The following is a 21,740-nucleotide window of genomic DNA, read 5'->3' as shown; positions in this document are numbered from 1 at the left end:
TCCCGTTATCGCCCAGCGATAACGGGCGTTGGCCCCGTCCTGCGGCCGGGACCAGACTGGCCAGACAGCCCCCGGGCCGCCCACGCGGGCGGCCGCCAACCGGAAGGATGCCGCCCATGATCTTCATCGTCGTCAAGTTCAACGTCAGGCCCGAGTACTCGGAGCGCTGGCTCGACCTGACCCGCTCCTTCACCGAGGACACCCGCCGCGAGCCGGGCAACCTCTGGTTCGACTGGTCCCGCAGCGTGGAGAACCCGAACGAGTTCGTGCTGGTCGAGGCGTTCGAGGACGACGCCGCCGAGGCCCATGTGACCAGCGAGCATTTCCAGCGCGCCATGCAAGAGATGCCCGAGGCGCTCGCCGAGACGCCGCGGATCATCAGCCGCCAGATCGAGGGCAACGCCTGGGACCGCATGGGCGAACTCGCGATCGCCTGACCCCTCCCCCGCCGGCTGCGGCCGGGCTCCCCGCCTGGGGGCCCGGCCGCAGCCGTCTTAAATTGGTGGGCCCCGGGGCGTCCCGCCAAGATGGTCGCATGGGACGCAACGACGCACTGGCCGGACTGGCCTCGGTCCAGAAGGCCTTCGCGCTGCTCGACGCCGTCGCCAGCCACAGCCGGGGCATGACCGCGAAGGAGCTCGCCGCCGCCCTGGAGATGCCGCTGCCGACGGTCTACCGGATGCTGAAGACGCTGGTCGCGTCGGGGCACCTCGTCCACCTCAAGGAGGAGAGCCGGTACGGCCTCGGCTACCGGCTCCATGCGCTGGACACGTCGCTGCGCCGCCAAGTCGGCACGCCGCCGGCCGTGGCCCGGCTGGTGCGCGAGCTCCACGTACGGGCGGACGCGGCCGCCTACTACGCCGTGCACCGGGGCGAGGACATCGTCGTCGCGCACGTCGTCGATTCCCCCGGCCGGCCGCGGATCACCCCCATGGGCTTCGGCTTCAACGACGCCGCCCACGCGACCGCGTTCGGCAAGGTGCTGCTGGCGGCCATGGAACCGGACCGGCGGGAGGCCTATCTGGAGCGGCACGGGCAGCCGGCGATGACGGACGCGACGATCACCGGGGCCGCGGAGTTCGCGGCCGAGCTCCGCCGCGTCGCGGAGACCGGCATCGCCGTCGAGCGCGAGGAGTTCATCCGCGGGGCCTCCTGCATGGCGGCACCGGTGACGAACCAGGCCGGCCAGACGATCGGGTCGGTGGCCGTCTCGATGGACCCGGCCGACTTCACGGCCCACTCGGACCAGGTCGCGGTCCTGCTGCGCGACACCGCGGGCCGGGTCGGCAGGGCCCTGCGCGGCACGCCGCTGGTGCCGCGGTAGGTGGATGCGCGCGACGGCGGGGCCCGCGCCGGGACCCCGCCGTCGTGCGAGGAAACTCAGAGGGCCGAGGTGGCCATCTGGTCCGCGATGTACTCGGCCTGGCGGATGGCCAGGGCCACGATCGTCAGTGTCGGGTTCGCGGCCGCGCCGGTCGTGAACTGCGACCCGTCGGAGACGAACAGGTTCGGCACGTCGTGGGCCTGCCCGAACGCGTTGACGACGCCGTCCTCGGGGCGCTCGCTCATGCGGGCCGTGCCGAGGTTGTGGGTCGACGGGTACGGCGGGGTCCGGTGCGAGGACACCGCCCCGACCGCGTCGTACAGCAGGGAGGCCTGCTGGTAGCCGTGCTCGCGCATCGCGGTGTCGTTCGGGTGGTCGTCGAAGTGCACGTTCGGGACCGGGAGCCCCAGCCGGTCGGTGACCGTGGTGTTCAGGGTGATCCGGTTCGACTCCTGCGGCATGTCCTCCCCCACGATCCACAGCCCGGCGGTGTTGACGTAGGCGTCGAGCAGCGCCGTGAAGTCCGGCCCCCACGCCCCCGGGTCGACGAAGCTGGCCAGGAACGCCGGTCCCAGCGAGATGGTCTCCAGGTAGTAGCCGCCGGCGAAGCCGCGGTCGACGTCGTGCCGCGACTCGTCGGCGATCAGCCCGGCCATGGTCTCGCCCCGGTACATGTTCACCGGGCGGTCGAAGCGCGCGTACACCGAACCGGTCGTGTGGCGCATGTAGTTGCGGCCCAGCTGGCCCGAGGAGTTCGCCAGCCCGTCCGGGAACAGCGGCGAGGCAGAGAGCATCAGGAGCCGAGGGGTCTCGATGGCGTTTCCGGCGACGGCGACGACGCGGGCCTTCTGCCGGTGCAGGTTCCCTTCCTTGTCGACGTAGAGGACGCCGTCGGCCCGGCCCTCGGGGGTGTGGGTGATCTGCACGGCTTGGGACTCCGGGCGCAGGTCCAGCAGGCCCGTGCCCAGGGCCTTCGGGATCTCCGAGACCATGATGGACCACTTGGAGCCGTTCTTGTCGCCCTGGAAGTTGAAACCGTCCTGGATGGAGGCCGGCCGCCCGTCGTAGGGCTCGGCGTTGGTCGCGTAGGGTCCCGTGGCGTAGTGCCGGTACCCCAGGCGCTCGGCCCCGTTCGCCAGGACCTTGTAGTTGTTGTTGGCGGGCAGGGGCGCCCGGCCGTGGCGGTGCGTGCTGCCCATCTTCCTCTCGGCCCGGTCGTAGTAGGGCTCGAGGTCGGCGAGGGCAACCGGCCAGTCCAGCAGGTTGGCGCCGTCGATGCGGCCGTAGGTGGTGCGCGCCGCGAACTCGTGGGCCTTGAACCGGGGCGTCGCCCCCGACCAGTGCGTCGTGGTGCCGCCGACGGCCTTGACGATCCACGCCGGCAGGTTCGGGAAATCGCGGGCAATCCGCCAGGAACCCGTGGTGGTGCGGGGATCCAACCAGGCCATCTGGTTGAAGGCGGCCCACTCGTCCTGGTGGTAGTCCTCGTTCCTCAGATACGGGCCAGCCTCGAGGAGGACGACCTTGACGCCCTTCTCGACGAGCTCGTGGGCCAGCGTGCCGCCGCCGGCGCCGGAGCCGATGATGACGACGGCGGAGTCGTCGTCGAAATCGATGCGTGCCGAGTTCTCCTGGGTGGTCATCGCGTCTGCGCTCCTTCGACGGTGTTGGTGCCCTGGAACAGGTCTTCCACGGATTCGATGCCCGGTTCCGGGGCGGCCGGGGCCACGGTGTAGGGCAGCGGGCCTATCTCGGTCGGGTCCTCGCCGCTTTCCTCGATGCGCGGTTCGGGCAGCCACGCCAGGTCGTTGAACCCGCGGTGCAGGTACCCGCCCTTGGAGAACGACTCGCCCTCGTAGCCGAGGGCGGCCTGCACCTCGGGGTCGTCGTAGAGGTTCAGGACAGTGGTGCGGCGGATGAAGCCGAAGAACTCCAGGTCGGAGATGCGCTTCAGGACGGCCAGCGCCCGGTCCTCGGGCAGGTCAAGGAAGTGCTCCTCGGTCAGCGTGTCCAGGGTCATGAGGCCCTGCGTCAGCGCCATACGGAACCAACGGGACTCCTCCGAGACGTCGATGATCTTCTGCGTCATCCGTTCGTAGGGTCCGTCCGGGAAGTCCGGGTGCGGGAAGGCGACCCGGATGATGCGGGTCAGGATCCGGCGCGCCTCCTCGGACAGTTCCATGGCGTTGAGCTCCGAGTATTTTGCGGGGAACACCATCGTTGTCACCTCAGGTCGATGCGGTCTGGTCGCGGCCCCGGCACGGTCCGCGCGGTGGCGTCGCGCTTCTGTCCGGGAGGCCGTGGGGCCAGTCTGTGCCGCAGGTCACTCCCCGGCCAACGGCCGTTATCGGCTGGTGAGAACGAGGCCGATCAGCGGCATCGTGGGGTTAGCCTGCGACCATGCTCAATCTCGACGAGACCACCATCCGCAGCATCTCGGTGGGCGGGATGGACAACAACGTCTACCTGCTCACGCACAGGGCCTCCGGCCATCAGGTGCTGATCGACGCGGCGGACGACGGCGCGGCCATCCGGGCGATGCTCGCGGACGCCCGTGCCGATGCGGCGCAGGAAACCCGGGTGACCTACCTGGTCACCACGCACTCGCACTGGGACCACGTGCGCGCCCTGGCCGACATCGCCGCGGAGACCGGGGCCACGACGGCGGCCGGAAGCGAGGACGTGCCGGACATCGAGGTGCCCATCGACGTGGCCCTCGAGGCCGGGCCTCTCGACGCCGGCGGCGGCCTGGAGCTCGAGGTCATCAAGCTGCGCGGGCACACGCCCGGTTCCGTGGCCCTGCTCTACCGCGACCCATCCGGCCCTGCGCACCTGTTCACCGGCGACTCGCTCTTCCCCGGAGGCGTCGGCAACACGTTCGACGACCCGGAGCGCTTCGCCACGCTGCTCGGCGACGTCACCGACCGGGTCTTCGCCGTCCTGCCCGACGACACGGTCGTTCACCCGGGCCACGGGAAGGGCACCACGCTCGGGGCCGAGCGTCCGCACCTGGGCGAGTGGCGGGCCCGCGGCTGGTAGTACCGGGGCCAACCCCGCGGACGTGGAGCGGATGGTCAAGGAAGGGACGGATGCCCTGGGCGACCTCGATGTCTTCATAGCGAATGCGGGCATCGCTCTGGTCGACGAGATCCTCGACGTTGAGCCCGAGGCGCTCGACCGCATCATCGACGTGAACATCAAGGGCGTCTACTACTCGTACCAGGCGGCGGCGCGCAGGTTCATCGCCCAAGGCACCGGCGGCAAGATCATCGGCGCGGCTTCGATTGTCGCCTACCGGCCCTTCCCCGTGCTGGCTTCGTATTCGGCCACCAAATGGGCTGTCCGCGGACTCACGCAGGCGGCCGCGATGGAGTTCGCGAAGCACCAGATCACCGTGAACGCCTGATCGACGGCGGGATCAACTTCTCATAGCCGCCTGGAAAGGATGCCGGGGCCCGCGGCCCCGCGGTTCACCGGCCCCGCCCACCCGCCGCACAGCGCCCGCATGGGCCCGGCGCGTAGCGTCGGAGACACCTTCCTCAAGGGTGCGAGTGAACGCGGAGACCCCAGCCACCGATCGTGGCTGGGGTCTCTTGCTGCCGGCGGGGCATGACGGCGCCGCCGTCGTCATCCCCCGCGACCTGGCCCGCGCGGACCCAACCCGTCCGGCCCCGCCGCTAGGGTCGACGGTGGCGCCGGCCGTCCGGCGGGATCCGCGGTGGATCCGGCGGCCGCGACCACGACCCAGGGGGGACACCATGATCGACTTCACCAACGCGTCCATCGTCAAGCTCGGCCCGGCCTCGATCGAGGGCACCGCCCAGGACCTGGCCGCGCTGCTCATCCAGGGCGAGCAGGTCCACGCCGCGTTCCGCGGGATCCGGGACTTCGTCGCGTTCACCGACAAGCGGCTCATCGTCGTCAACGTCCAGGGGATCACGGGCAAGAAGCGCGACTACACCTCGCTCCCCTACGCGAGGATCCAGTCCTTCTCCGTCGAGACGGCCGGCACGTTCGACCTCGACGCGGAGCTGGACCTCTGGTTCAGCGGGCTGGGCAAGGTCCGGCTCGAGTTCACCAGCCAGGTCGACATCCGCTGGATCGCCCAGTTCATCGCGGCGCACGCGCTGTAGCCGGCCGGGGCGCGGGCGGCGGCGGGCCCGACGCGGCCGGCAGCTGGAGGAGCGGCCAGTCGAGGCCATGCCGACCCCCGTTAGGGACCGGCTAGTCGCCGTCGATGTCCTCGGCGACGCTGACGTAGCATTCGAAGGAGGCCGGTCCCATGAGCGCCAGGCCGATGGCCCCGGAGCGCGACCGGTCCAGGTCCTCGTCGAAGGCCCGGGCCACGGGCTCGCCGGCGGGGAGGGAGTCGGCATCGACGGCTGCGCCGTCGGGAGCGTCCACGGCGAGCCCCTCGAGCGAGACCCGGGCCGGGCGGGCCGCGCCGGCCCCGCCCACGGTCACGAATCGAATCGGCGTCGTCGCGCCCCCGCTGGAACTCATGCCGGCCTCCTGCCCGATTGGCCCCAGTATGCGCCGGCGGCGCGCCCGGCGCCATGCTCGCGGCGGGTCGGGCCTGCGGCTCCCGCCGGATGCGGCCCCTGCCCCGGCGGCGGACCGCCGGCCACAGGATCCTTCCAAGGTCCGCTTCGTACCGTCCTCGTACCTTCCTCAAAGGTGGGAATGAACAGTGGGCCCCGGTCGCCGGGAGCGGCCGGGGCCCCGCCACCCCAGGCTTGGCTCCAATACCGCACCGGCCACGGCCACTTGCCGCACAGTGCCTGCGTAGACACGGCCGGAAGCGTGGTAGACAGCTTCCTCAAGGTGCGAGTGAATGCGGAGACCCCCGCCACGCAACGTGGCTGCGGCTTTCCGCTGCGGCCGCAGTCCGTTGACCAGCCTAGCCAGGCCCATCGGACACCGGCACGCGCAGCCTGTTCGGCTGACAGCTGCGGTTCGACCTCGCCCCGGGCCTTCCCCTGGTAGCCCGGCGCCGCGGGACCCCCGGCCAACGCCCCGGAACCGCCGCCCCGCGCCGGTGCCCGGCGCCGCGGTGGTCCCCCGGCAGCTTGGGCCCGGCCCCGAAGAACCGCTCCCGCAGCGTCGCTCCCCCGGCCCCCGCGTCCGCCCCCGGCCAGAGCCCAAGGCGGCGCAGCTCCGGGGAGGCTAGGCGCGCGAACTCGAGTAGGTCCGCCGGGCGGACCGCGGAGGACAGGTTCAAGCCGTCGATCCCGGACTCGTCCCGCCAGCGCTCGAGCTCGTCGGCGACGATGGCCGGGGACCCGGCGATGACCGGGCCGCGCCCGCCGATCAGCGAGCTCGCGCACGGTCCACCGGCGGTCCGGGTCGAGCTTCGTGAAGACCCAGTGGCCCGTCAAAGAAAATTATCTGGACAGCAGAGTACAAGTCTGGACAGCAGTATTGTGAGGTGGTTCACTGGTTTGGCAAGAGACCCACGCGATGAGAGAGATCACATGAAGATGACACACAATCCGCTTGGACGCCGGGACTTCTTGAGGCTATCCGGGGCGGCAGGCGGCCTCTTGGCCCTTGGATCCATCACCGCATGCGGACAGGCCGGGGCCGGAGGCGGGGGTGGCAATGGCGGATACACCGGCGACGTCGCGGTGACGGGACTGGCCAGCCTCATCCACTCGGCCCCGTTCTTCATCGCCCAATCGGAGGGCTTTTACGAGGAAGAGGGGCTGGACCTCGAGCACATTCAGTTCCCGGGCGGGCTCGACACCGTGCGCGGCGTCGAGTCGGGGATCGGGTTCGGCACTTCCTCGACGATCCCGGTATTCATCGCTGCGGAGAGCGGCATGGACGTCCGCATCATCGGGAACGTGTACACGGCAGCCTCAGTCGACTTCATCGCCCTCCCGGACTCTGGCGTCAAGACCATCGACGACGTCCGCGGCAAGAAGGTTGCCGTGAGTACGCCCGGCTCGAATTCCTCCTACTTCGCAGAGCGGACTCTGCAGGAAGCCGGCATCGCCCCGGGCAAGGACGTCCAGCTCGTCAGCGTCGGCTCGGCCGCCGATTCGTGGACCGCTGTCTCGCAGGGAGTGGTCGACGTGGCTTGGACGGCGTCGCCGCTGTCCGAGCAGATTGCCGCAGAGAGCGGGGCCACGGTGGTCTGGCGCTCCCGGGACTATGTCACCGACTGGTCCGATACGTGCCTGCTCGCCACGGGGTCGTTTATCGAGGAGAACGGCGAGGCTCTCCGCGGATGGGGAAGGGCAGTGAAGAAGGCGATGGACATGATCGCCAACGACATCGAAACTGCGGCGGCTGTGTATGCGGAAGCGATCGACTACGAGCCCGCAGTCGCCCGCAAGGCGTTGGAGAACTCCCAGAGTTTCTTCAGTCTCGAATTCACGGACGCGCAACTGCAGGCGGTCGTGGCGGCAGGCAAGGAGCAGGGGCAGCTCAAGCAGGACCCGGACATGGACCGAGTCGTGATGAGGAACTTCCTGTGATGAGCCCGAACCCCACCCTGCCGGCGACCGGCGAGCACGATGTCGTCTTCGACAACATCGGTATGACGTTCCAGACGGCCGCCGGCGCAACCCAAGCCGTCGCAAACGTCAGCGGCTCCATTCAGGAGCACAAGTTCATCTCCGTGATCGGCCCCAGTGGATGCGGGAAAAGCACGCTGCTCGACATGGTCGGTGGGCTCCTCAAGCCCACCCAGGGGAGGATCAGCATCGACGGGGAGCAGGTGACGGGTCCCCGACGCGACACCGCGATGGTCTTCCAGGAGGATTCCACCCTGCATTGGCGCAGTGTTCTGGACAATGTGGCATTCGGGCTCGAAGTGAAGGGCAAGTCGAAGTCCGAGCGCTATGAAAAGGCCCGCGCGATGATCGAACTCGTGGGGCTTGGCCAGTTCGAGAACCACCGTCCGGGGCAGCTTTCCGGTGGCATGAAGCAGAGGGTCGCCATCGCTCGCGCCCTGGCCCTGGAGCCGCGGGTCCTGCTCATGGATGAGCCATTCGGCGCGCTGGACCAGCAGACCCGCCAGTTCGTCGGACGGGAGCTGCTGAACATCTGGGAAAAGACCCGCAACCGCGTTCTCTTCATCACCCACGATATCCAGGAGGCGGTCTACCTTTCCGACGAGGTGTGGGTCATGTCCGCCCGGCCGTCCGTGGTCAAGGAAGTCGTCAAGATCGACCTCCCGCGCCCCCGCCCCGAAGGCACCCACGCCCTTCCGAGGTTCCGAGAGCTCGAGAACCACCTCTGGGACCTCGTTAAGGTCGAAGCGGCCAAGACCCTCGGACCCGGGGCACAGTCGGCATGACGGTCACCCAGCAACAGCCCCGGCAACTGCCGGCGGCCTCGATGGGCCGGAGGGCCCGGATAGTCCGCTGGCTGATCGTCCTCGGCCTCGTCGTGACCCTGGAGGCGACGACCCGGCTGGGTCTCATCGAACGCAGCCTGATGGTCCCGCCGTCGGAGATCTTCACCCGCCTGGCCGCCATCGTCCCCACCCCGGAGTTCGGGGTGGACGCGGCACGCACGCTGACCACGATCCTGTCCGCCTTCGCGATCGGCCTTGTCGGGGGCCTCCCCCTGGGAGCCATCTTGTGGCGCCTGCCCGCGGTGGGCCGCGCCCTGGAGCCTTTCCTGGTGACGGGATACGCCATGCCCACCCTCCTGTTCTATCCCGTACTCCTGGCGCTCATGGGACTGAACGCAGGGCCGATCGTCGTTATCGCAGCGAGCATGTCACTCGTTCCCATCGCCCTCACGACCATGGTGGCTCTGGGATCGATCAAGCCGATCCTGCACAAACTCGCCAAGTCGGTGAACGCCTCATCACCGCAGTACTACCTGAAGGTACTGCTGCCGGCCTCCACGCCGCTCGTCTTCCCCGGCGTGAAGCTCGGTTTCATCTACGCCGTGATCGGCACGATCGCGATGGAGTTCATCCTCGCTGCCGAGGGCATCGGATTCCGTGCCGGCTTCTACTACCGGGAGCTGAACACCGTGGACATGTGGGCCTACATCACTGTCGTGATCGTGCTCAGCGTCATTGTCAACGGTGTCCTCACATGGGCGGAGAAGCGGATCAGAAAGGACATGCTATGAGCACCAACGTCGAGACGTCCGTCCCGACGGGGCCGGCGGCGCCGTCGCCAACCAAGGCGACCACGACCGTCAAGGACACCCTGTGGCGGGCAGTGGTGGTCGTTGCGCTCCTGGCCCTGTGGGCCGTGCTCTCGGCCGCGTCAGACCTGGTCGCGTCTCCGACCGCTTCCATGGCGGCGTTGGCCGAGCTCTTCGCTGACGGATCGATCTACAGGCACCTGAACAGCACGCTGGAAGCGGTCGCGATCGGGTTCCTCGTCGCGGCGGGTATCGGCTTTCCGCTGGGCTATGCCATCGGTCGGAGCAAGTTCCTGGGCGCGGTGTTCGACCCCCTTGTCGCAGGGGCCTTCGCCGTCCCCCGGATCGTCTTCTTCCCGGTCCTGCTGCAGATCTTCGGCGTGGGGGTGGGTGCCCAGGCCGCCATGGCGGCCCTGGCCGCGGTGTTCCCCATCATGGTTGCGACAACCGCCGGGGTACGCGCCATCAATCCCCTCCTCCCCAAACTCGCCCGCTCACTGACACTGACGCCGCTGCAAGTCGCCACGAAGATCTACATTCCCGCGATGGCCCCCTCGCTCATGGTGGGTATCCGGATCGGCTTCAGCATCGCCTTCATCAACGTCATCATTGCCGAGTTCTTCGCCGCCCGCGCGGGGCTGGGGCTCCTGGCCCTACGGGCCTACGGACGGCTGGACCTGCCGTCCATGTACGGGATCATCGTCCTGCTCGCGGCCATTGCGCTCATTGGCAACCTGATCCTCTGGGCCGCCGAACGCAAGCTCGCCAGGAACGTGTGAACTCAGGGGCCCCGATGCCCAATCGTGGACCGAACCATCAGACCCAGACAGCAGGAGTGCCAACATGTCCAGCACGGCCGCAATTCAGGAATACGAACGGCTTCGAGCGGAATTCCGCGCCAAGGGATTGGGCGGACGAATGGGGTTTGGACAACGGCCGGCCCTAGTGGTCGTTGACCTGATCCGCGGATTCACCGACGAGAGGTCTCCCCTGGCCGGAGAACTCGACACTCAAATGCAGGCCACGCAAAGGTTGCTCTCTCTCGCGCGCGAGGCCGGCGCGCCGGTGATCTTCTCCACGGTCGCCTACGACGCCGATCTCCAGGAAGCCGGCAAGTGGATCCGGAAGATCCCCTCCAACAACTGGCTCGTGGAGGGCAGCGAGTGGGTGGAACTAGACGAGCGGCTCGGGCGTCGCACGGATGAGATGCTGCTGGTCAAGAAGTACGCGTCCTGCTTCTTCGGCACCGATCTCGCCAGCCGCCTGCTTTCCCGAGGCATCGATACGGTCGTCCTGGTCGGTTGCACGACCAGCGGGTGCATCCGTGCCACCGCCGTCGATGCATGTTCCTACGGGTTCCACACCATTGTCGTCGAGGAAGGCGTCGGGGACCGCGCCGAACTGCCGCACCTTGCCAGCCTCTTCGATATTGACAGCAAGTACGGCGACGTCGTGAGCCTGGAGGACGCAAGCGCCTACCTCCAGCATGTCCACGACTAGGCCTTCTCAACGCAGGCAACGGCGGCTGCTCGCCCTGTCCGTCGTTCTCTTCGGATTCGCACTGGGCACGCTATCCGTGGTCGTCCCGCTGCGGGGAGTGGACGCCGGCTTCAGTCCCAGCGACATCGGACTGCTCGTGGCGGCCGCCGCTGTTGCCCAACTTGGAACACGTCTCGGTATGGGAGCCCTGCTGCGGAGGTTCCCCGACAGGTCGTTGCTTGCCGTCTCGGGAGCTCTGATCGCGGCATCATGCATCCTCCTGTCCCTATCCGCGGCATTGTGGGTCTTCATCACCGCCCAAGTGGTCCAGGGAGCGGCTCGCGCGTTCTTTTGGACAAGCAGCCAGACGCACGCTGTCCGCTCCTCGGACTCGGCCGTCAGCGGACTCCGGGACGTCAATCTCTCGGGTGGGCTGGGGGCGCTCCTGGGTCCGGCCGTCGCCGGCTGGCTCTGGGGGACCTCCATCCAGTTGCCGCTTCTGGTGGCCGCTGCGGCGGGCACGCTCGCCGTCGTTCCAACCGTGCTGCTGGAGCGACATCCCCCGTTCTCCGGCAAACCGACGCCCTCAGGGGCTGGAGACGCACACGTGCGACTTTGGCGCCGTCCGGGAATGCTCGCCGCCTGCTGGATGAACACGGGAGCGGGCGCCTGGAAGAGCCTGTTGGACTCCTACGTCCCGGTCGCCCTGTCGTTGGCCGGACAACCCGCGGCGGTCATCGGTCTCCTGCTCTCCGTTGCCAATGCGACCGTTCTGGCGGGCAGCGCCGCCAGCGGATGGATCCACGGCCGCGGCACCAGGGCGGCCATGGCCGCCGGAATGCTGCCACTCGGAGTCGGCTTGGCCGCCGTGGGCCCCTTTGCGGGCCTCACACACATCTCACTCACCGCCCTGGCCCTCTCCGGGATCGGCGCCGGCGTGCTGCAAACCATCGGTCCGGCGATCGCAGCGGAAAGAGTGCATCCGGAGGAGCGTGGCGACGCCCTGGCCCTGACCGGGGTTCTCCGCTCGGCCGCCTTGTTCCTGACACCCGTCGGAATGGCGGGCCTAGTCGCCCTCGTGCCCGTGCCCGTCGCGCTACTGGTCGCGGGCCTACTCCTCTCGACGCCTGCAGCCAGCCCTTGGAGGGAAAGACAACGCCGCACCCGGGACATGCGATAGCCGAACCGTCCTCGACGCAGGCAAAAACCACTGAAGAAAGGCCGACCATGACCGAAACACATCTCGGCGACCACCCCGCCACGGCTCCGAGATTGGAGCTGCTCCACGGACACACCATTCCGCACTTGGGGTTGGGCACATGGCCCCTCCTTGAAGACGAATGCGAAGCCGTCGTACGGCTCGCCGTGCGCGGCGGCTACCGGTTGATCGACACCGCCTTCCAGTACAGCAACGAGGCCGCCGTGGGCCGCGGAATACGAACAGCAGGAGTCCCACGCGAGGAGCTCTTCGTTTCCAGCAAGTTCAACAAGGAATCCCACAGCGTTGACGGTGTCCAACGGGCCTACGACCGGAGCCTGCGCGAACTCGGCCTCGACTACCTCGACATGTTCATGTGCCACTGGCCCGTCCCCGCGCTGGACCGCTACACGGAGGCATGGAAGGGCCTCGTCAAGCTACTCGACGAGGGACGCGTCAAGGCCATCGGCGTCTCGAATTTCAAACCCAGCCACCTGGACAGGATCATCGACGCGACGGGAGTCGTCCCAGACGTCAACCAGATCCAACTCAGCGCCGACCTGGCACGCCACCAAGCCCGGGACACGCATGCCCGGTTGGGCATCCTCACGGAGGCCTGGAGCCCAATTGGCCGCGCGTCGGGCCTGCGCGACCACCCCGTGGTGACCAGAATCGCGCAGGAGTCGGACCGGACTCCGGCCCAGGTCCTGCTGCGGTGGCACATCCAGCAGGGAGTGGTGCCCATTCCACAGGCCGCCAAGAGCGAGTGGCTCGAGGAAAACCTCTCCGTCTTCGATTTCAGCCTCAGCGCCGAAGCAATGGCCGCGCTGGCCACCCTGGACCGTGGCGAAGCTGCAGCCCGCGACTCCGACGATCCCGAGAACGGACACTGACGCCTCCTATCGGGATCCCCAGAAGACCCAAGGGGATTGACGTGGATCACAAAATAGGGGATTCTCTTCACATAAGAGAAGTCCTCTGCTCTGCAGACGAAGTTCATTGAACAAGGAGTTCCTCCCCATGGCAGACCACAGCGGCGTCCTCGAGGACGTTCGGCGCGGCATGATCCCCGCCCACATCTACAACGACAAGGAGATCTTCGAGCTGGAGAAGGAGCGGCTCTTCAGCCGCACCTGGCTCTTCGTCGCCCACGAGTCCGAGATCCCGGAGGCCGGCGACTACGTCGTGCGCAGGGTGCTCGAGGACTCCTTCATCATTTCCCGCGACGAGAAGGGGCAGATCCGGGCCTTGTTCAACATGTGCCTGCACCGCGGCATGCAGGTCTGTCGGGCGGAAATGGGAAACGCCTCGCATTTCCGGTGCCCGTATCACGGCTGGTCCTACCGCAACGACGGGCGCATCGTCGGCCTTCCGTTCCATAAGGAGGCCTACGGCGGGGAGGAGGGGTTCAAGAAAAAGGGCCAGACGCTACTGCCCGCGCCTGCCCTGGGCACCTACAACGGCCTGATCTTCATCAGCATGGACCCGGACGTCGAACCGCTGGAGGACTTCCTCGGGGACTTCAAGTTCTACCTCGACTACTACACGCGGCAGAGCGCAGACGGAATCGAGTTGCGCGGCCCCCAGCGCTGGCGAGTCAAGGCCAATTGGAAGATCGGCTCCGAGAATTTCGCCGGCGACATGTACCACACGCCCCAGACCCACACATCGGTCGTGGAGATCGGGTTGTTCCGCGAGCCCAAGGCGGAGAAGCGTAAGGACGGAACCACCTACTGGGCGGGCAACGGCGGCGGAACGACGTACAAGCTTCCGGAGGGGAGCCTCGAGGACCGGCTGCGCTACGTGGGCTACCCGGACGAAATGATCGCCCGAATGAAGGAGCAGTGGAGCCAGCAGCAGCTCGACGTGGTGGGCAAGGACGGGTTCATGATCTCCGCCGCGTCCCTTTTCCCCAACATGAGCTTCGTGCACAACTGGCCCCGTGTTGAAGAGGGATCCGACGAGGTCCTGCCCTTCATCTCCCTCCGCTTGTGGCAACCGGTCAGCGAAAACGAAACGGAGATCCTCTCCTGGTTCGCCGTCGACAAGAACGCCTCGGAGGAGTACAAGGCTCTTTCCTACAAGGCCTATCTCATGTGCTTCGGCAGCGGCGGGATGTTCGAGCAGGACGATGTCGAGAACTGGGTTTCCCTGACGAACACAGCGGCCGGCTCCATGGCGCGGCGCCTCCTGCTCAACAGCCGGATGGGCGTCCTCGAGGACGGCCGGAACGTGGTCGAGCCGCTGACGCCGGAAGAGTACTCGGGCCCCGGTTCGACCCGCGTCGGCTACAGCGAATACAACCAGCGCGAGATGTTGATCCGCTGGGCCAACCACCTCGAGCAGCCGGTCAAGGCAGCAGGGCAGGTGCACGTTGGCAGCGACGCGATCCAAGCCCCGCCGGCTGCCGAACACGAGCCCGGTCGTCCTGCCGGAGCAGCAGTATCCGCAGACCACGCCTACCAGGAGGGCTAAGCCATGAGCGTTGAAACACCGCGCGAAGCACGCACGCTGTCGGAGCAGTCGCCACTGGCCGCGCACGCTCCCCGCACCCAAAGGACCGGGGACTCCCTGCCCTTCAACGACGAACTGCACCTTGAAGCGCACCGCTGGCTGGTCGACGAGGCCTACCTCTTGGACGCGCAGGAGTACGACACGTGGCTGTCCCGGATAGCCGAGGACGTCCACTACATCATGCCCGTCCGGGTCACGACGGCGCTGGGCGCCGGTTACAGCACCTCCCCCGGCATGTCGCACTGGGACGAGAACAAGTACTCCCTCAGTCGCCGGGTCGCCCGTTTTGCCACCGAACACGCCTGGACCGAGGACCCCCCCTCCCGGCTGAGGCACTACATCACCAACGTGCGCACCTTCCGCACGGACAACGCCAACGAGATCATCGTCGACTCCGCGGTCCTGCTCTTCCGCAGCCGCGGCGACGTGGGGGAAGCGGCGACCGTCTCCGCAGGACGCGAGGACCTCCTCCGCCGCACGGGGACGGGGTGGGAACTGGCGCGGCGCACGATCCTTGTCGATGAATCGGTCATCCGCATGCAGAACCTGGCGATCTTCCTATGAAACTCGCATGGGAAGGAGAGGAAGAGGACCACCTCGCAGCCATCCGGGCGGCGGAGGAACGCGACCGACTCGAGGAGCACACCAACGGCCCCCCCATCACGATCGCGAACGAGTTTGCCGAGGTCGAGGTCGTCAGGGTCGAGACGCGCAACGGATCGCGCCTGATGATCAAATCCCCGCGCTCCGGGCAGTGGGTCACCCTGTGTCCCCTGGAGCTCGAATCGCTGACCTGGCAGGGACCTGCCACGTTCTCCGCGATGATCGGGCATCCCTTCGGCCCGCTCGTCACCGAAGACGAATAGCAGTAGTCCACTCAATTTAAAGGAGCAATATCGTGGCTGTTGTCAAAGCCGACCTGGAAGCCTGTCAGGGGTACGCCAACTGCGTGGTCGGAGCAACCGATTACTTCGATCTCGACGATGACGGCCTCGTCGTCGTTCTCAAGGCCCAGGTGGCAGAAGAGGACCGGGCCCGCGTGGTCGAAGCCGCCCGCAGTTGTCCCGTCTCTGCCCTGACGGTGGAGGACGAATGAGCGAGCGGACCATCGTCGTAGGCTCCTCCATCGCAGGAGTGCGGACAGCACAGGCGCTTCGCTCGGAGGGATACGAGGGAGAAATCGTCCTCGTCGGCGAGGAGAGTGCACTCCCGTACGACAAGCCCCCCCTGTCGAAAGCCGTCCTCGCCGGCACCGCCACGGAGGAATCCATCCGTCTCCTCACCCGGGAACAGGCGGAGAACGAGGGAATCCAGCTGGTCCTAGGACACCGCGCGCTCGGCATCGACGTCGCCGAGAACCGGCTGGACCTTGACGGCCAAGCCCCCCTCCAGTACGACCACCTCGTGATCGCCACCGGAGCCAGCCCCCGCCCCTCCCCCTGGGGACGCCGACCCGGAATCCACGTCCTGCGGACCCTGGATGACGCACGCTCACTGCGCGCGGACCTTCTCGGTGGAGGCGACCTCGCCGTCATCGGGGCCGGATTCATCGGGGCGGAAGCAGCGGCAACGGCACGGGGCCTCGGGCTGGATGTCACAATCATCGACCCCGTCCCCGTGCCGATGAGCCGGATCTTCAATTCCGAGATCGGGCAATGGTTCGGCGACCTGCATCGCGACAACGGTGTCCGCACGATGTTCGGCACCGGCGTCGAGAGCATCGAAGGCGAGCAGGGCGGTTTCACCCTGCACCTGACCGACGGCCAACGCCTAGAGGCGGCCACCGTGCTGGTCGGAATCGGAGTCCTCCCCAACGATGCGTGGCTCCAGGCCTCCGGCCTGCTGGTCGAAAACGGTGTGGTCCTCAACGAGTACTGCCAGGCCCTGGACGCACCCAACGTCTATGCGGTCGGCGACGTGGCACGATGGCGCCACCCCCAACACGGCGAGGACGTCAGGATCGAACACTGGACCAACGCGGTCGAGCAGGCTGCATGCGTGGCCCACAACATCACCCACCCTGAGGCGCCCCGGGCCTACGCGCCCATTGAGTACGTCTGGAGCGACCAGCACGATTGGAAGATCCAGGTCGTGGGACGCGTCGGGGGCAATGTCGACCACGTGATCATTGGGCACCCCCAGGTCCACGGGCAGTTCGTCGCACTGTACACAACCGATGGCGTCAAGCTGATCGGCGCGGCAATCGTGAACTGGCCCAAGGCCCTCATCGCCTGCCGGCTAGGTATGGCCAGGGGCGCCACGGTCAAGGAACTGCGAGACAAGCTCGAGCCGCAACTCCAGCCGCAACCGACGGGAACGCCGTGACGAGCGACAGCACTCTCCCCGGGACCCACTCCGTCGAAAGGGCAGGCATCGCCCTCGCCTGCCGTGTCCTCGCCGGCCGGGGACTCGCCGACGGCATCCTGGGGCACATTAGCCTGCGCGTCTCCGACGACGCGCTGCTCGTGCGTTGCCGCGGTCCGCATGAGCGCGGCCTGGCCTACACGCAAGCCGAGGATATCCGCCTGGTCGATTTCGAGGGCGCCCCCGCTGCCCCCGGGGAGCTGGACGGAGGGTATGCGGTGCCCAACGAACTTCCGTTGCACACCGAGGTCCTCCGGCGCCGTCCGGACGCCCAGGCCGTCGTCCACGCCCATCCGCCTAAGGTCGTCGCAGCCGACCTGGCCGGACTGAGGGTGCGGCCTATCGTGGGTGCCTATGATATCCCCGGAACGCGGCTCGCAGCCGGCGGGGTGCCCGTCTACCCACGCGGAGTGCTTATCCGAGAACGGCGACTCGCCGCGGAGATGGCCGATGCCATGGGGTCGAGGCCGGTTGTCGTCCTGCGCGGCCATGGTCTCACAAGCGCGGCTCCCACAGTCGAGCAAGCGGTCTTGCAGGCCATCAGCGTGGACGGCCTCGCGGGACTGGCCCTACAGGTTGCCTCTGCCGGCGGAAGCCTTGTCGACCTGCCTGACGCCGACATGGCCGAGTTGCCCGATCTCGGCGGCGCGTTCAACACCGGAACCGCGTGGAAGCACGAATTGGCGCGCCTGGGTGAACGGTCTTGACCACGGATGTGTCAGCTGGCGCGACGACGGAATGGCGGCTCAGTACCATGAATGCCATGCCCTCTTCAGAGACGAAGGACGCCTCGCGGTTCGGCACCTCCCCGCCGCAGTACCCCATCGAGTCCGTCGACAACGCCCTGCGCCTGCTCTTGCTGTTCGAGAGCCGTCCCAGCATTCGGCTCACCGATGCCAGCAAGTACCTCGGCGTGGCTTCGTCGACGGCGCACCGACTGATGGGGATGCTCCTCTACCGCGGCTTCGTGCGGCAAAACCCGGAGACCAAGGCATACGAACCCGGCCAGGCCCTCAGTTCGATCGCCGTTGCGATCCGACGCCACGTCGACATCGGAACGCTCATTCGACCGGTCATGGAACGCCTCTTCGAGGCGACCCGGGAAACCGTGCACTTTGCCGAACTCGACGGCACGGAGACCCACTTCCTCGAGGCCATCGAAAGCCGGCGTGCGGTCCGTGTCGCATCCCGCCAGGGTGCGAGAATCGCCGCCAACTGCACCGCGACGGGCAAGGCGATGCTCAGCCTGCTCTCGGACGAACAGCTCCAGACGTTGTATCCGCAGGAGGAACTTCCGGGACTCACCAAGGGCTCCATCACCTCTCGGACTGCCCTGGTCGCCGCCCTGGAGGAGATCCGCGACGTCGGCTACTCGACGAGCCGAGAGGAGAGTGAGGACGGGGTCATGTCAGTGGCTGGCGCCATCACCAGCCCGAGCGGCAAGACCTACGGCATTAACGTGTCCGTGCCGGCCCACCGCATGACCGATGATCTCAGGGCCGAATTGGGGGTGCTGGTCCGGGCGGCGAAGGAGGAAATCCGGGCGTTGTTGGTCTAGTCCCTCCCTGCAGGGACGCCCACGGCCACCTGGGATTAGATACCCCCGCCGGACGTCCACGGGGCACTTCGTCCCGCGGGGTACGCCGCGCCCCCGTCGTCCCCCCGTCCAGCCGGGGACCCGTGCCCCTCAGCGCCCCGGAACCGCCGCCCCCCGTCGGTGCCCGGCCCCGCGGTGGTCCGCGGCCAGCTTCGGGCCGGCGCCGAAGAACCGCTCCCGCAGCGTCGCGCCCGCGGCCCCGGCGTCCGTCTCCGGCAGGAGGCCGCGGCGGCGCAGTTCCGGGGAGGCCAGGCGCGCGAACTCGATCAGGTCCGCCGGGCGGACCGCGGACGAGAGGTTGAACCCGTCGATCCCGGACTCGTCCCGCCAGCGCTCGAGCTCGTCGGCGACGGTAGCCGGGGACCCGGCGATGACGGGTCCCCGCCCCCCGATCGCGATGAACTCGGCGAGCTCGCGCACGGTCCACCGGCGGCCCGGGTCGAGCTTGGTGAACGCGGCGAGCGCGGACTGGTTGCCCTCGGTCTGGGCGTACTCGAGCGGGGCGTCCGGGTCGGCACCGGAGAGGTCGACGCCGGTCCAGCCGGCGAAGAGCGCCAGCGCGCCCTCGAGGTCCACGTACCGGCGGTAGTCCTCGAGCCTGGCGGCCGCGGCCGCGTCGGTCTCCGCGACGACGACCGTGGCCATGGCGAAGACCCTGATGGCGTCCCCTGACCGGCCGCGCGCCTCGAGCTCGCTTCGGACCCCGTCCACCCAGCGCCGGACCAGGGCCGGGGAGGAGCCGGAGAAGAAGATCGCCTCGGCGTGGTCCACGGCGAACCGCTGCCCGCGCGCGGACGCCCCGGCCTGGAAGAGCAGGGGCGTGCCCTGCGGCCCGGGCTGGGCCAGGGCGTGGCCGGGGACGGAGAAGTACCGGCCCTCGTGGCCGATCGCGTGCACCTTCCCCGGGTCCGTGAACACGCCGGCCTCCGCGTCGGCGCGGACGGCGCCGGGCTCGAAGGACCCCTCCCACAGCTTGTACACGACGTCCATGAACTCGTCGGCCCGGTCGTAGCGCTCGTCGTGCGGGATCTGCCCGGCCAGGCCCAGGTTGCGGGCGGCCGAGTCCTGGTAGCTCGTGACGATGTTCCACGCGACCCGCCCGCCGGTCATGTGGTCCAAGGTCGCGAACCGCCGGGCCAGCAGGTACGGGGCCTCGTAGGTGACGGACGCGGTGATGCCGAAGCCGAGCCGGCGCGTCGCGGCCGCCATCGCCGACACCGGGACGACGGGGTCCAGCAGCGGGTACTGGACTCCGGAGCGGATGGCAGCGTCCGGCCCGCCGCCGTACACGTCGTACAGGCCGGGCACGTCCGCGAGGAACAGCCCGTCGAACCCGCCGTCCTCCAGGGCCCGGGCCAGGTCCACCCAGTAGTCCAGCCGCTCGAACCCGGCCGCGCCGGAGTCCGGGTGCCGCCACAGCCCCGGGGACTGGTGGACGGGCACCATCATCTCGAACGCGTTCAGCAGCAGCGGCCGGGGCATGGGCGGGTTCCTCCTACTTCGCGGGGGTGGGCTCGGGGGCGCCGGCCGGGACGGCGACGGCGACGCCGCCGTCGCCCGTGATCGGCCCGTCGGCGAACTCGTCGTGGGCGCCCAGGCCGGCGCGCTCGCGGCTGCGGGCCGCCTGGGCCGGGTCCTTCGCGGCCAGCGCGGCGGCCAGGGACAGCCCGGCCAGCAGCGTGAGGTATCCGCAGACCAGCCACGGGGTCCGGCCGCCGGCGGCGAACAGGGACGCGGCGATCACGGGGGTCAGCCCGCCGGACACCACCGTGCCGAGCTGGTAGCCCATGGACACCCCGGTGTAGCGCACGCGCAGCGGGAACTGCTCGGCGAACCAGGCGGCCTGCGGCCCGTAGATCGCGTCGTGAAGGACGTTCAGGCCGAGGATGACGACCAGCGGCAACAGGGCCAGCGGGCCGGCCCCGAGGAAGGCGAAGAACGGCCACACGAACACGCCGATGCCCACCGCGGCGGCGACGGCGATGCGGCGCCGGCCGAACCGGTCGGAGGCCAGGCCCCACAGCGGGCCCGAGGCCAGGCCGATGGCGCTGGCGACCATCACGGCGACGACGCCGGCCGTCGAGTTCTCCCGCACGTCCTTGAGGTAGGTGAGCATGTAGACGGTGATCGTGGAGAACAGCGCCGGCTGGGCCAGGCGCAGGCCGATGGTCACCAGCAGGGCGCGGCGGTGGTGGAGCACGACGTCGCGGACCGGCGTGCGCGCGGTCTCGCCGCTGGCCTTGAGGGCCTGGAACTCGGGGGCGTCCTCCACCCCGAGGCGGATCCACAGGCCGACGGCGACGAGCACCGCGGAGGCCAGGAACGGGATGCGCCAGCCGAAGGACTCGAACTGCTCCGCGGTCAGGGCGTTCTGCGTGACGAAGAACGCGCCGGTCGCCAGGAGCATCCCGGCCGAGGAGCCGACCTGCGTGAACGAGCCGAAGAAGCCGCGCAGGGTGCGGGGCGCGTGCTCCACGGAGAGCAGGGCGGAGCCGCCCCACTCGGCGCCCGTGGACAGGCCCTGCAGCAGGCGCAGCAGCACGAGGCCGACGACGGCGTACCAGCCGATGGACGCGAACGTGGGCAGCAGCCCGATCAGCGTCGAGGACAGGCCCATGAGCAGCAGCGACGCCACGAGGAGGGCCTTGCGGCCGATCCGGTCGCCGAGCCGGCCGGCGACGATCCCGCCGAGCGGGCGGGCCAGGAAGCCGACGGCGAGGGTCGCGAAGGACGCGATGATTCCGGCGACTTCGCTGGCCTGCGGGAAGAACTGGACGTTGAAGATCAGCGCGGCGGCCGTGCCGTAGAGATAGAAGTCGTACCACTCGATGGTGGTGCCGACGAACGCGCTGAGGAGCACGCGGCGCTTGTCGCGGACGCGGACGGGCGGGGCGGACGGGGGTGCGGACATGCGGACCTCGTTCGGCTCGGGGCGCGCCCGGGCCCCGGGAGGGCGGGCGCTACCGGTCTTGCCCGCCACCGGGTGGCGCGGGCCGAATCATCACCTGGGGCACCCCACACGGGTCGGAGGGTTGCCGGCCAACGAACCAGGGTTCTGCAGCGTTGGCGCTCGTGATTCCTCCCAAAGCGTATCCGGGCACGCGCCCGGGCCGCACCCGGGGACGTCATGAACGGTCATGGGCGGCCAG

General features: G+C 68.6%; 24 protein-coding genes and 1 riboswitch. Of the genes, 19 read left to right on the top strand and 5 right to left on the bottom strand.

Going from position 1 to position 21,740, the window contains the following annotated elements:
- Positions 1 to 116: 116 nt before the first annotated feature.
- The gene (locus tag AC1Q5D_RS05220) at positions 117 to 437 is read left to right on the top strand and encodes a putative quinol monooxygenase (RefSeq protein WP_481737511.1); all 321 of its coding nucleotides are present in this window, start codon (positions 117 to 119) and stop codon (positions 435 to 437) included.
- A 98-nt stretch (positions 438 to 535) separates the two neighbouring features.
- Positions 536 to 1,324, top strand: a complete 789-nt coding sequence (locus AC1Q5D_RS05215) for an IclR family transcriptional regulator (RefSeq protein ID WP_481737510.1) — start codon at positions 536 to 538, stop codon at positions 1,322 to 1,324.
- Positions 1,325 to 1,380: 56 nt separating this feature from the next.
- Here the strand turns inward: AC1Q5D_RS05215 and AC1Q5D_RS05210 are convergent, their stop codons facing one another.
- Together AC1Q5D_RS05210 and AC1Q5D_RS05205 are read right to left on the bottom strand one after the other, a co-directional pair.
- A complete protein-coding gene (locus AC1Q5D_RS05210; RefSeq protein WP_481737509.1) occupies positions 1,381 to 2,967 on the bottom strand; it encodes a GMC family oxidoreductase in 1,587 nt (528 codons plus the stop codon).
- Positions 2,964 to 3,542 (bottom strand): hypothetical protein, encoded by a 579-nt coding sequence (locus tag AC1Q5D_RS05205; protein WP_481737508.1) that lies wholly within the window; start codon positions 3,540 to 3,542, stop codon positions 2,964 to 2,966. Before AC1Q5D_RS05205 ends, AC1Q5D_RS05210 begins: the two co-directional genes overlap by 4 nt.
- A gap of 182 nt (positions 3,543 to 3,724) precedes the next feature.
- Here AC1Q5D_RS05205 and AC1Q5D_RS05200 point away from each other — a divergent pair, with 182 nt between their 5' ends.
- The 3 genes from AC1Q5D_RS05200 (at position 3,725) to AC1Q5D_RS05190 (ending at position 5,457) form a co-directional block, all read left to right on the top strand.
- Positions 3,725 to 4,363 carry an MBL fold metallo-hydrolase gene (locus tag AC1Q5D_RS05200; RefSeq protein ID WP_481737507.1) on the top strand — a complete coding sequence of 213 codons (639 nt, stop codon included), beginning with the start codon at positions 3,725 to 3,727 and terminating at the stop codon, positions 4,361 to 4,363.
- Between the two features lie 22 nt (positions 4,364 to 4,385).
- On the top strand, positions 4,386 to 4,730 hold the full coding sequence (locus AC1Q5D_RS05195; RefSeq protein ID WP_481737506.1) for an SDR family NAD(P)-dependent oxidoreductase: 345 nt from the start codon (positions 4,386 to 4,388) through the stop codon (positions 4,728 to 4,730).
- 352 nt (positions 4,731 to 5,082) lie between these two features.
- A complete protein-coding gene (locus AC1Q5D_RS05190) occupies positions 5,083 to 5,457 on the top strand; it encodes a PH domain-containing protein (protein WP_481737505.1) in 375 nt (124 codons plus the stop codon).
- A 91-nt stretch (positions 5,458 to 5,548) separates the two neighbouring features.
- Here AC1Q5D_RS05190 and AC1Q5D_RS05185 read toward each other — a convergent pair whose 3' ends face one another.
- On the bottom strand, positions 5,549 to 5,827 hold the full coding sequence (locus AC1Q5D_RS05185) for a hypothetical protein (RefSeq protein WP_481737504.1): 279 nt from the start codon (positions 5,825 to 5,827) through the stop codon (positions 5,549 to 5,551).
- Between the two features lie 971 nt (positions 5,828 to 6,798).
- On the opposite strand from AC1Q5D_RS05185, the gene AC1Q5D_RS05180 reads away from it, so the two are divergent.
- The 14 genes from AC1Q5D_RS05180 to AC1Q5D_RS05115 all read left to right on the top strand — a co-directional run bounded on the left by AC1Q5D_RS05180 (position 6,799) and on the right by AC1Q5D_RS05115 (position 18,552).
- The gene (locus tag AC1Q5D_RS05180) at positions 6,799 to 7,806 is read left to right on the top strand and encodes an ABC transporter substrate-binding protein (protein ID WP_481737503.1); all 1,008 of its coding nucleotides are present in this window, start codon (positions 6,799 to 6,801) and stop codon (positions 7,804 to 7,806) included.
- Entirely contained in the window at positions 7,806 to 8,630 is an 825-nt protein-coding gene (locus AC1Q5D_RS05175) for an ABC transporter ATP-binding protein (protein ID WP_481737502.1), read from the top strand. The genes AC1Q5D_RS05180 and AC1Q5D_RS05175 overlap by 1 nt, the downstream gene beginning before the upstream one ends.
- Positions 8,627 to 9,421, top strand: coding sequence for an ABC transporter permease (locus tag AC1Q5D_RS05170; protein ID WP_481737501.1), 795 nt, complete (start codon positions 8,627 to 8,629; stop codon positions 9,419 to 9,421). Before AC1Q5D_RS05175 ends, AC1Q5D_RS05170 begins: the two co-directional genes overlap by 4 nt.
- Entirely contained in the window at positions 9,418 to 10,218 is an 801-nt protein-coding gene (locus tag AC1Q5D_RS05165; RefSeq protein ID WP_481737500.1) for an ABC transporter permease, read from the top strand. Before AC1Q5D_RS05170 ends, AC1Q5D_RS05165 begins: the two co-directional genes overlap by 4 nt.
- Positions 10,219 to 10,282: 64 nt before the next feature.
- Positions 10,283 to 10,939 carry an N-carbamoylsarcosine amidohydrolase gene (locus AC1Q5D_RS05160; protein ID WP_481737499.1) on the top strand — a complete coding sequence of 219 codons (657 nt, stop codon included), beginning with the start codon at positions 10,283 to 10,285 and terminating at the stop codon, positions 10,937 to 10,939.
- Positions 10,926 to 12,098, top strand: a complete 1,173-nt coding sequence (locus tag AC1Q5D_RS05155) for an MFS transporter (RefSeq protein WP_481737498.1) — start codon at positions 10,926 to 10,928, stop codon at positions 12,096 to 12,098. The genes AC1Q5D_RS05160 and AC1Q5D_RS05155 overlap by 14 nt, the downstream gene beginning before the upstream one ends.
- A gap of 47 nt (positions 12,099 to 12,145) precedes the next feature.
- Complete coding sequence (locus tag AC1Q5D_RS05150; protein WP_481737497.1) at positions 12,146 to 13,009, top strand: aldo/keto reductase; 864 nt, start codon at positions 12,146 to 12,148, stop codon at positions 13,007 to 13,009.
- A 127-nt stretch (positions 13,010 to 13,136) separates the two neighbouring features.
- Positions 13,137 to 14,591 (top strand): aromatic ring-hydroxylating dioxygenase subunit alpha, encoded by a 1,455-nt coding sequence (locus tag AC1Q5D_RS05145; RefSeq protein ID WP_481737496.1) that lies wholly within the window; start codon positions 13,137 to 13,139, stop codon positions 14,589 to 14,591.
- 3 nt (positions 14,592 to 14,594) lie between these two features.
- A complete protein-coding gene (locus tag AC1Q5D_RS05140) occupies positions 14,595 to 15,194 on the top strand; it encodes a 3-phenylpropionate/cinnamic acid dioxygenase subunit beta (protein WP_481737495.1) in 600 nt (199 codons plus the stop codon).
- A complete protein-coding gene (locus AC1Q5D_RS05135; protein ID WP_481737494.1) occupies positions 15,191 to 15,496 on the top strand; it encodes a hypothetical protein in 306 nt (101 codons plus the stop codon). The genes AC1Q5D_RS05140 and AC1Q5D_RS05135 overlap by 4 nt, the downstream gene beginning before the upstream one ends.
- A 32-nt stretch (positions 15,497 to 15,528) precedes the next feature.
- Complete coding sequence (locus AC1Q5D_RS05130) at positions 15,529 to 15,726, top strand: ferredoxin (protein WP_481737493.1); 198 nt, start codon at positions 15,529 to 15,531, stop codon at positions 15,724 to 15,726.
- Positions 15,723 to 16,955: an NAD(P)/FAD-dependent oxidoreductase gene (locus AC1Q5D_RS05125; RefSeq protein WP_481737492.1), complete on the top strand. Its 1,233-nt coding sequence runs from the start codon at positions 15,723 to 15,725 to the stop codon at positions 16,953 to 16,955. Before AC1Q5D_RS05130 ends, AC1Q5D_RS05125 begins: the two co-directional genes overlap by 4 nt.
- The gene (gene phtC, locus AC1Q5D_RS05120; RefSeq protein ID WP_481737491.1) at positions 16,952 to 17,701 is read left to right on the top strand and encodes a 3,4-dihydroxyphthalate decarboxylase; all 750 of its coding nucleotides are present in this window, start codon (positions 16,952 to 16,954) and stop codon (positions 17,699 to 17,701) included. Before AC1Q5D_RS05125 ends, phtC begins: the two co-directional genes overlap by 4 nt.
- 56 nt (positions 17,702 to 17,757) lie before the next feature.
- Entirely contained in the window at positions 17,758 to 18,552 is a 795-nt protein-coding gene (locus AC1Q5D_RS05115; RefSeq protein WP_481737490.1) for an IclR family transcriptional regulator, read from the top strand.
- 129 nt (positions 18,553 to 18,681) lie between these two features.
- On the opposite strand, the gene AC1Q5D_RS05110 is transcribed toward AC1Q5D_RS05115, so the two are convergent.
- Both AC1Q5D_RS05110 and AC1Q5D_RS05105 read right to left on the bottom strand, forming a co-directional pair.
- Complete coding sequence (locus AC1Q5D_RS05110) at positions 18,682 to 20,073, bottom strand: LLM class flavin-dependent oxidoreductase (RefSeq protein WP_481737489.1); 1,392 nt, start codon at positions 20,071 to 20,073, stop codon at positions 18,682 to 18,684.
- A 13-nt stretch (positions 20,074 to 20,086) separates the two neighbouring features.
- Positions 20,087 to 21,502, bottom strand: a complete 1,416-nt coding sequence (locus AC1Q5D_RS05105) for an MFS transporter (protein WP_481737488.1) — start codon at positions 21,500 to 21,502, stop codon at positions 20,087 to 20,089.
- A gap of 49 nt (positions 21,503 to 21,551) precedes the next feature.
- Positions 21,552 to 21,669, bottom strand: a riboswitch (SAM riboswitch).
- Positions 21,670 to 21,740 lie beyond the last annotated feature (71 nt).

It is taken from the genome of Arthrobacter paludis (assembly GCF_056782315.1).
The sequence above is the reverse complement of the archived record's forward strand: the minus strand, read 5'-3'. Positions and strand labels throughout refer to the sequence as shown.

Excerpts from the sequence above, each read along its gene's own strand:
- AC1Q5D_RS05220 (WP_481737511.1), top strand. The coding sequence starts at position 117 with ATGATCTTCATCGTCGTCAAGTTCAACGTCAGGCCCGAGTACTCGGAG.
- AC1Q5D_RS05215 (WP_481737510.1), top strand. The coding sequence starts at position 536 with ATGGGACGCAACGACGCACTGGCCGGACTGGCCTCGGTCCAGAAGGCC.
- AC1Q5D_RS05210 (WP_481737509.1), bottom strand. The coding sequence starts at position 2,967 with ATGACCACCCAGGAGAACTCGGCACGCATCGATTTCGACGACGACTCC.
- AC1Q5D_RS05205 (WP_481737508.1), bottom strand. The coding sequence starts at position 3,542 with ATGGTGTTCCCCGCAAAATACTCGGAGCTCAACGCCATGGAACTGTCC.
- AC1Q5D_RS05200 (WP_481737507.1), top strand. The coding sequence starts at position 3,725 with ATGCTCAATCTCGACGAGACCACCATCCGCAGCATCTCGGTGGGCGGG.
- AC1Q5D_RS05190 (WP_481737505.1), top strand. The coding sequence starts at position 5,083 with ATGATCGACTTCACCAACGCGTCCATCGTCAAGCTCGGCCCGGCCTCG.
- AC1Q5D_RS05185 (WP_481737504.1), bottom strand. The coding sequence starts at position 5,827 with ATGAGTTCCAGCGGGGGCGCGACGACGCCGATTCGATTCGTGACCGTG.
- AC1Q5D_RS05180 (WP_481737503.1), top strand. The coding sequence starts at position 6,799 with ATGAAGATGACACACAATCCGCTTGGACGCCGGGACTTCTTGAGGCTA.
- AC1Q5D_RS05175 (WP_481737502.1), top strand. The coding sequence starts at position 7,806 with ATGAGCCCGAACCCCACCCTGCCGGCGACCGGCGAGCACGATGTCGTC.
- AC1Q5D_RS05170 (WP_481737501.1), top strand. The coding sequence starts at position 8,627 with ATGACGGTCACCCAGCAACAGCCCCGGCAACTGCCGGCGGCCTCGATG.
- AC1Q5D_RS05165 (WP_481737500.1), top strand. The coding sequence starts at position 9,418 with ATGAGCACCAACGTCGAGACGTCCGTCCCGACGGGGCCGGCGGCGCCG.
- AC1Q5D_RS05160 (WP_481737499.1), top strand. The coding sequence starts at position 10,283 with ATGTCCAGCACGGCCGCAATTCAGGAATACGAACGGCTTCGAGCGGAA.
- AC1Q5D_RS05155 (WP_481737498.1), top strand. The coding sequence starts at position 10,926 with ATGTCCACGACTAGGCCTTCTCAACGCAGGCAACGGCGGCTGCTCGCC.
- AC1Q5D_RS05150 (WP_481737497.1), top strand. The coding sequence starts at position 12,146 with ATGACCGAAACACATCTCGGCGACCACCCCGCCACGGCTCCGAGATTG.
- AC1Q5D_RS05145 (WP_481737496.1), top strand. The coding sequence starts at position 13,137 with ATGGCAGACCACAGCGGCGTCCTCGAGGACGTTCGGCGCGGCATGATC.
- AC1Q5D_RS05140 (WP_481737495.1), top strand. The coding sequence starts at position 14,595 with ATGAGCGTTGAAACACCGCGCGAAGCACGCACGCTGTCGGAGCAGTCG.
- AC1Q5D_RS05135 (WP_481737494.1), top strand. The coding sequence starts at position 15,191 with ATGAAACTCGCATGGGAAGGAGAGGAAGAGGACCACCTCGCAGCCATC.
- AC1Q5D_RS05125 (WP_481737492.1), top strand. The coding sequence starts at position 15,723 with ATGAGCGAGCGGACCATCGTCGTAGGCTCCTCCATCGCAGGAGTGCGG.
- AC1Q5D_RS05115 (WP_481737490.1), top strand. The coding sequence starts at position 17,758 with ATGCCCTCTTCAGAGACGAAGGACGCCTCGCGGTTCGGCACCTCCCCG.
- AC1Q5D_RS05110 (WP_481737489.1), bottom strand. The coding sequence starts at position 20,073 with ATGCCCCGGCCGCTGCTGCTGAACGCGTTCGAGATGATGGTGCCCGTC.
- AC1Q5D_RS05105 (WP_481737488.1), bottom strand. The coding sequence starts at position 21,502 with ATGTCCGCACCCCCGTCCGCCCCGCCCGTCCGCGTCCGCGACAAGCGC.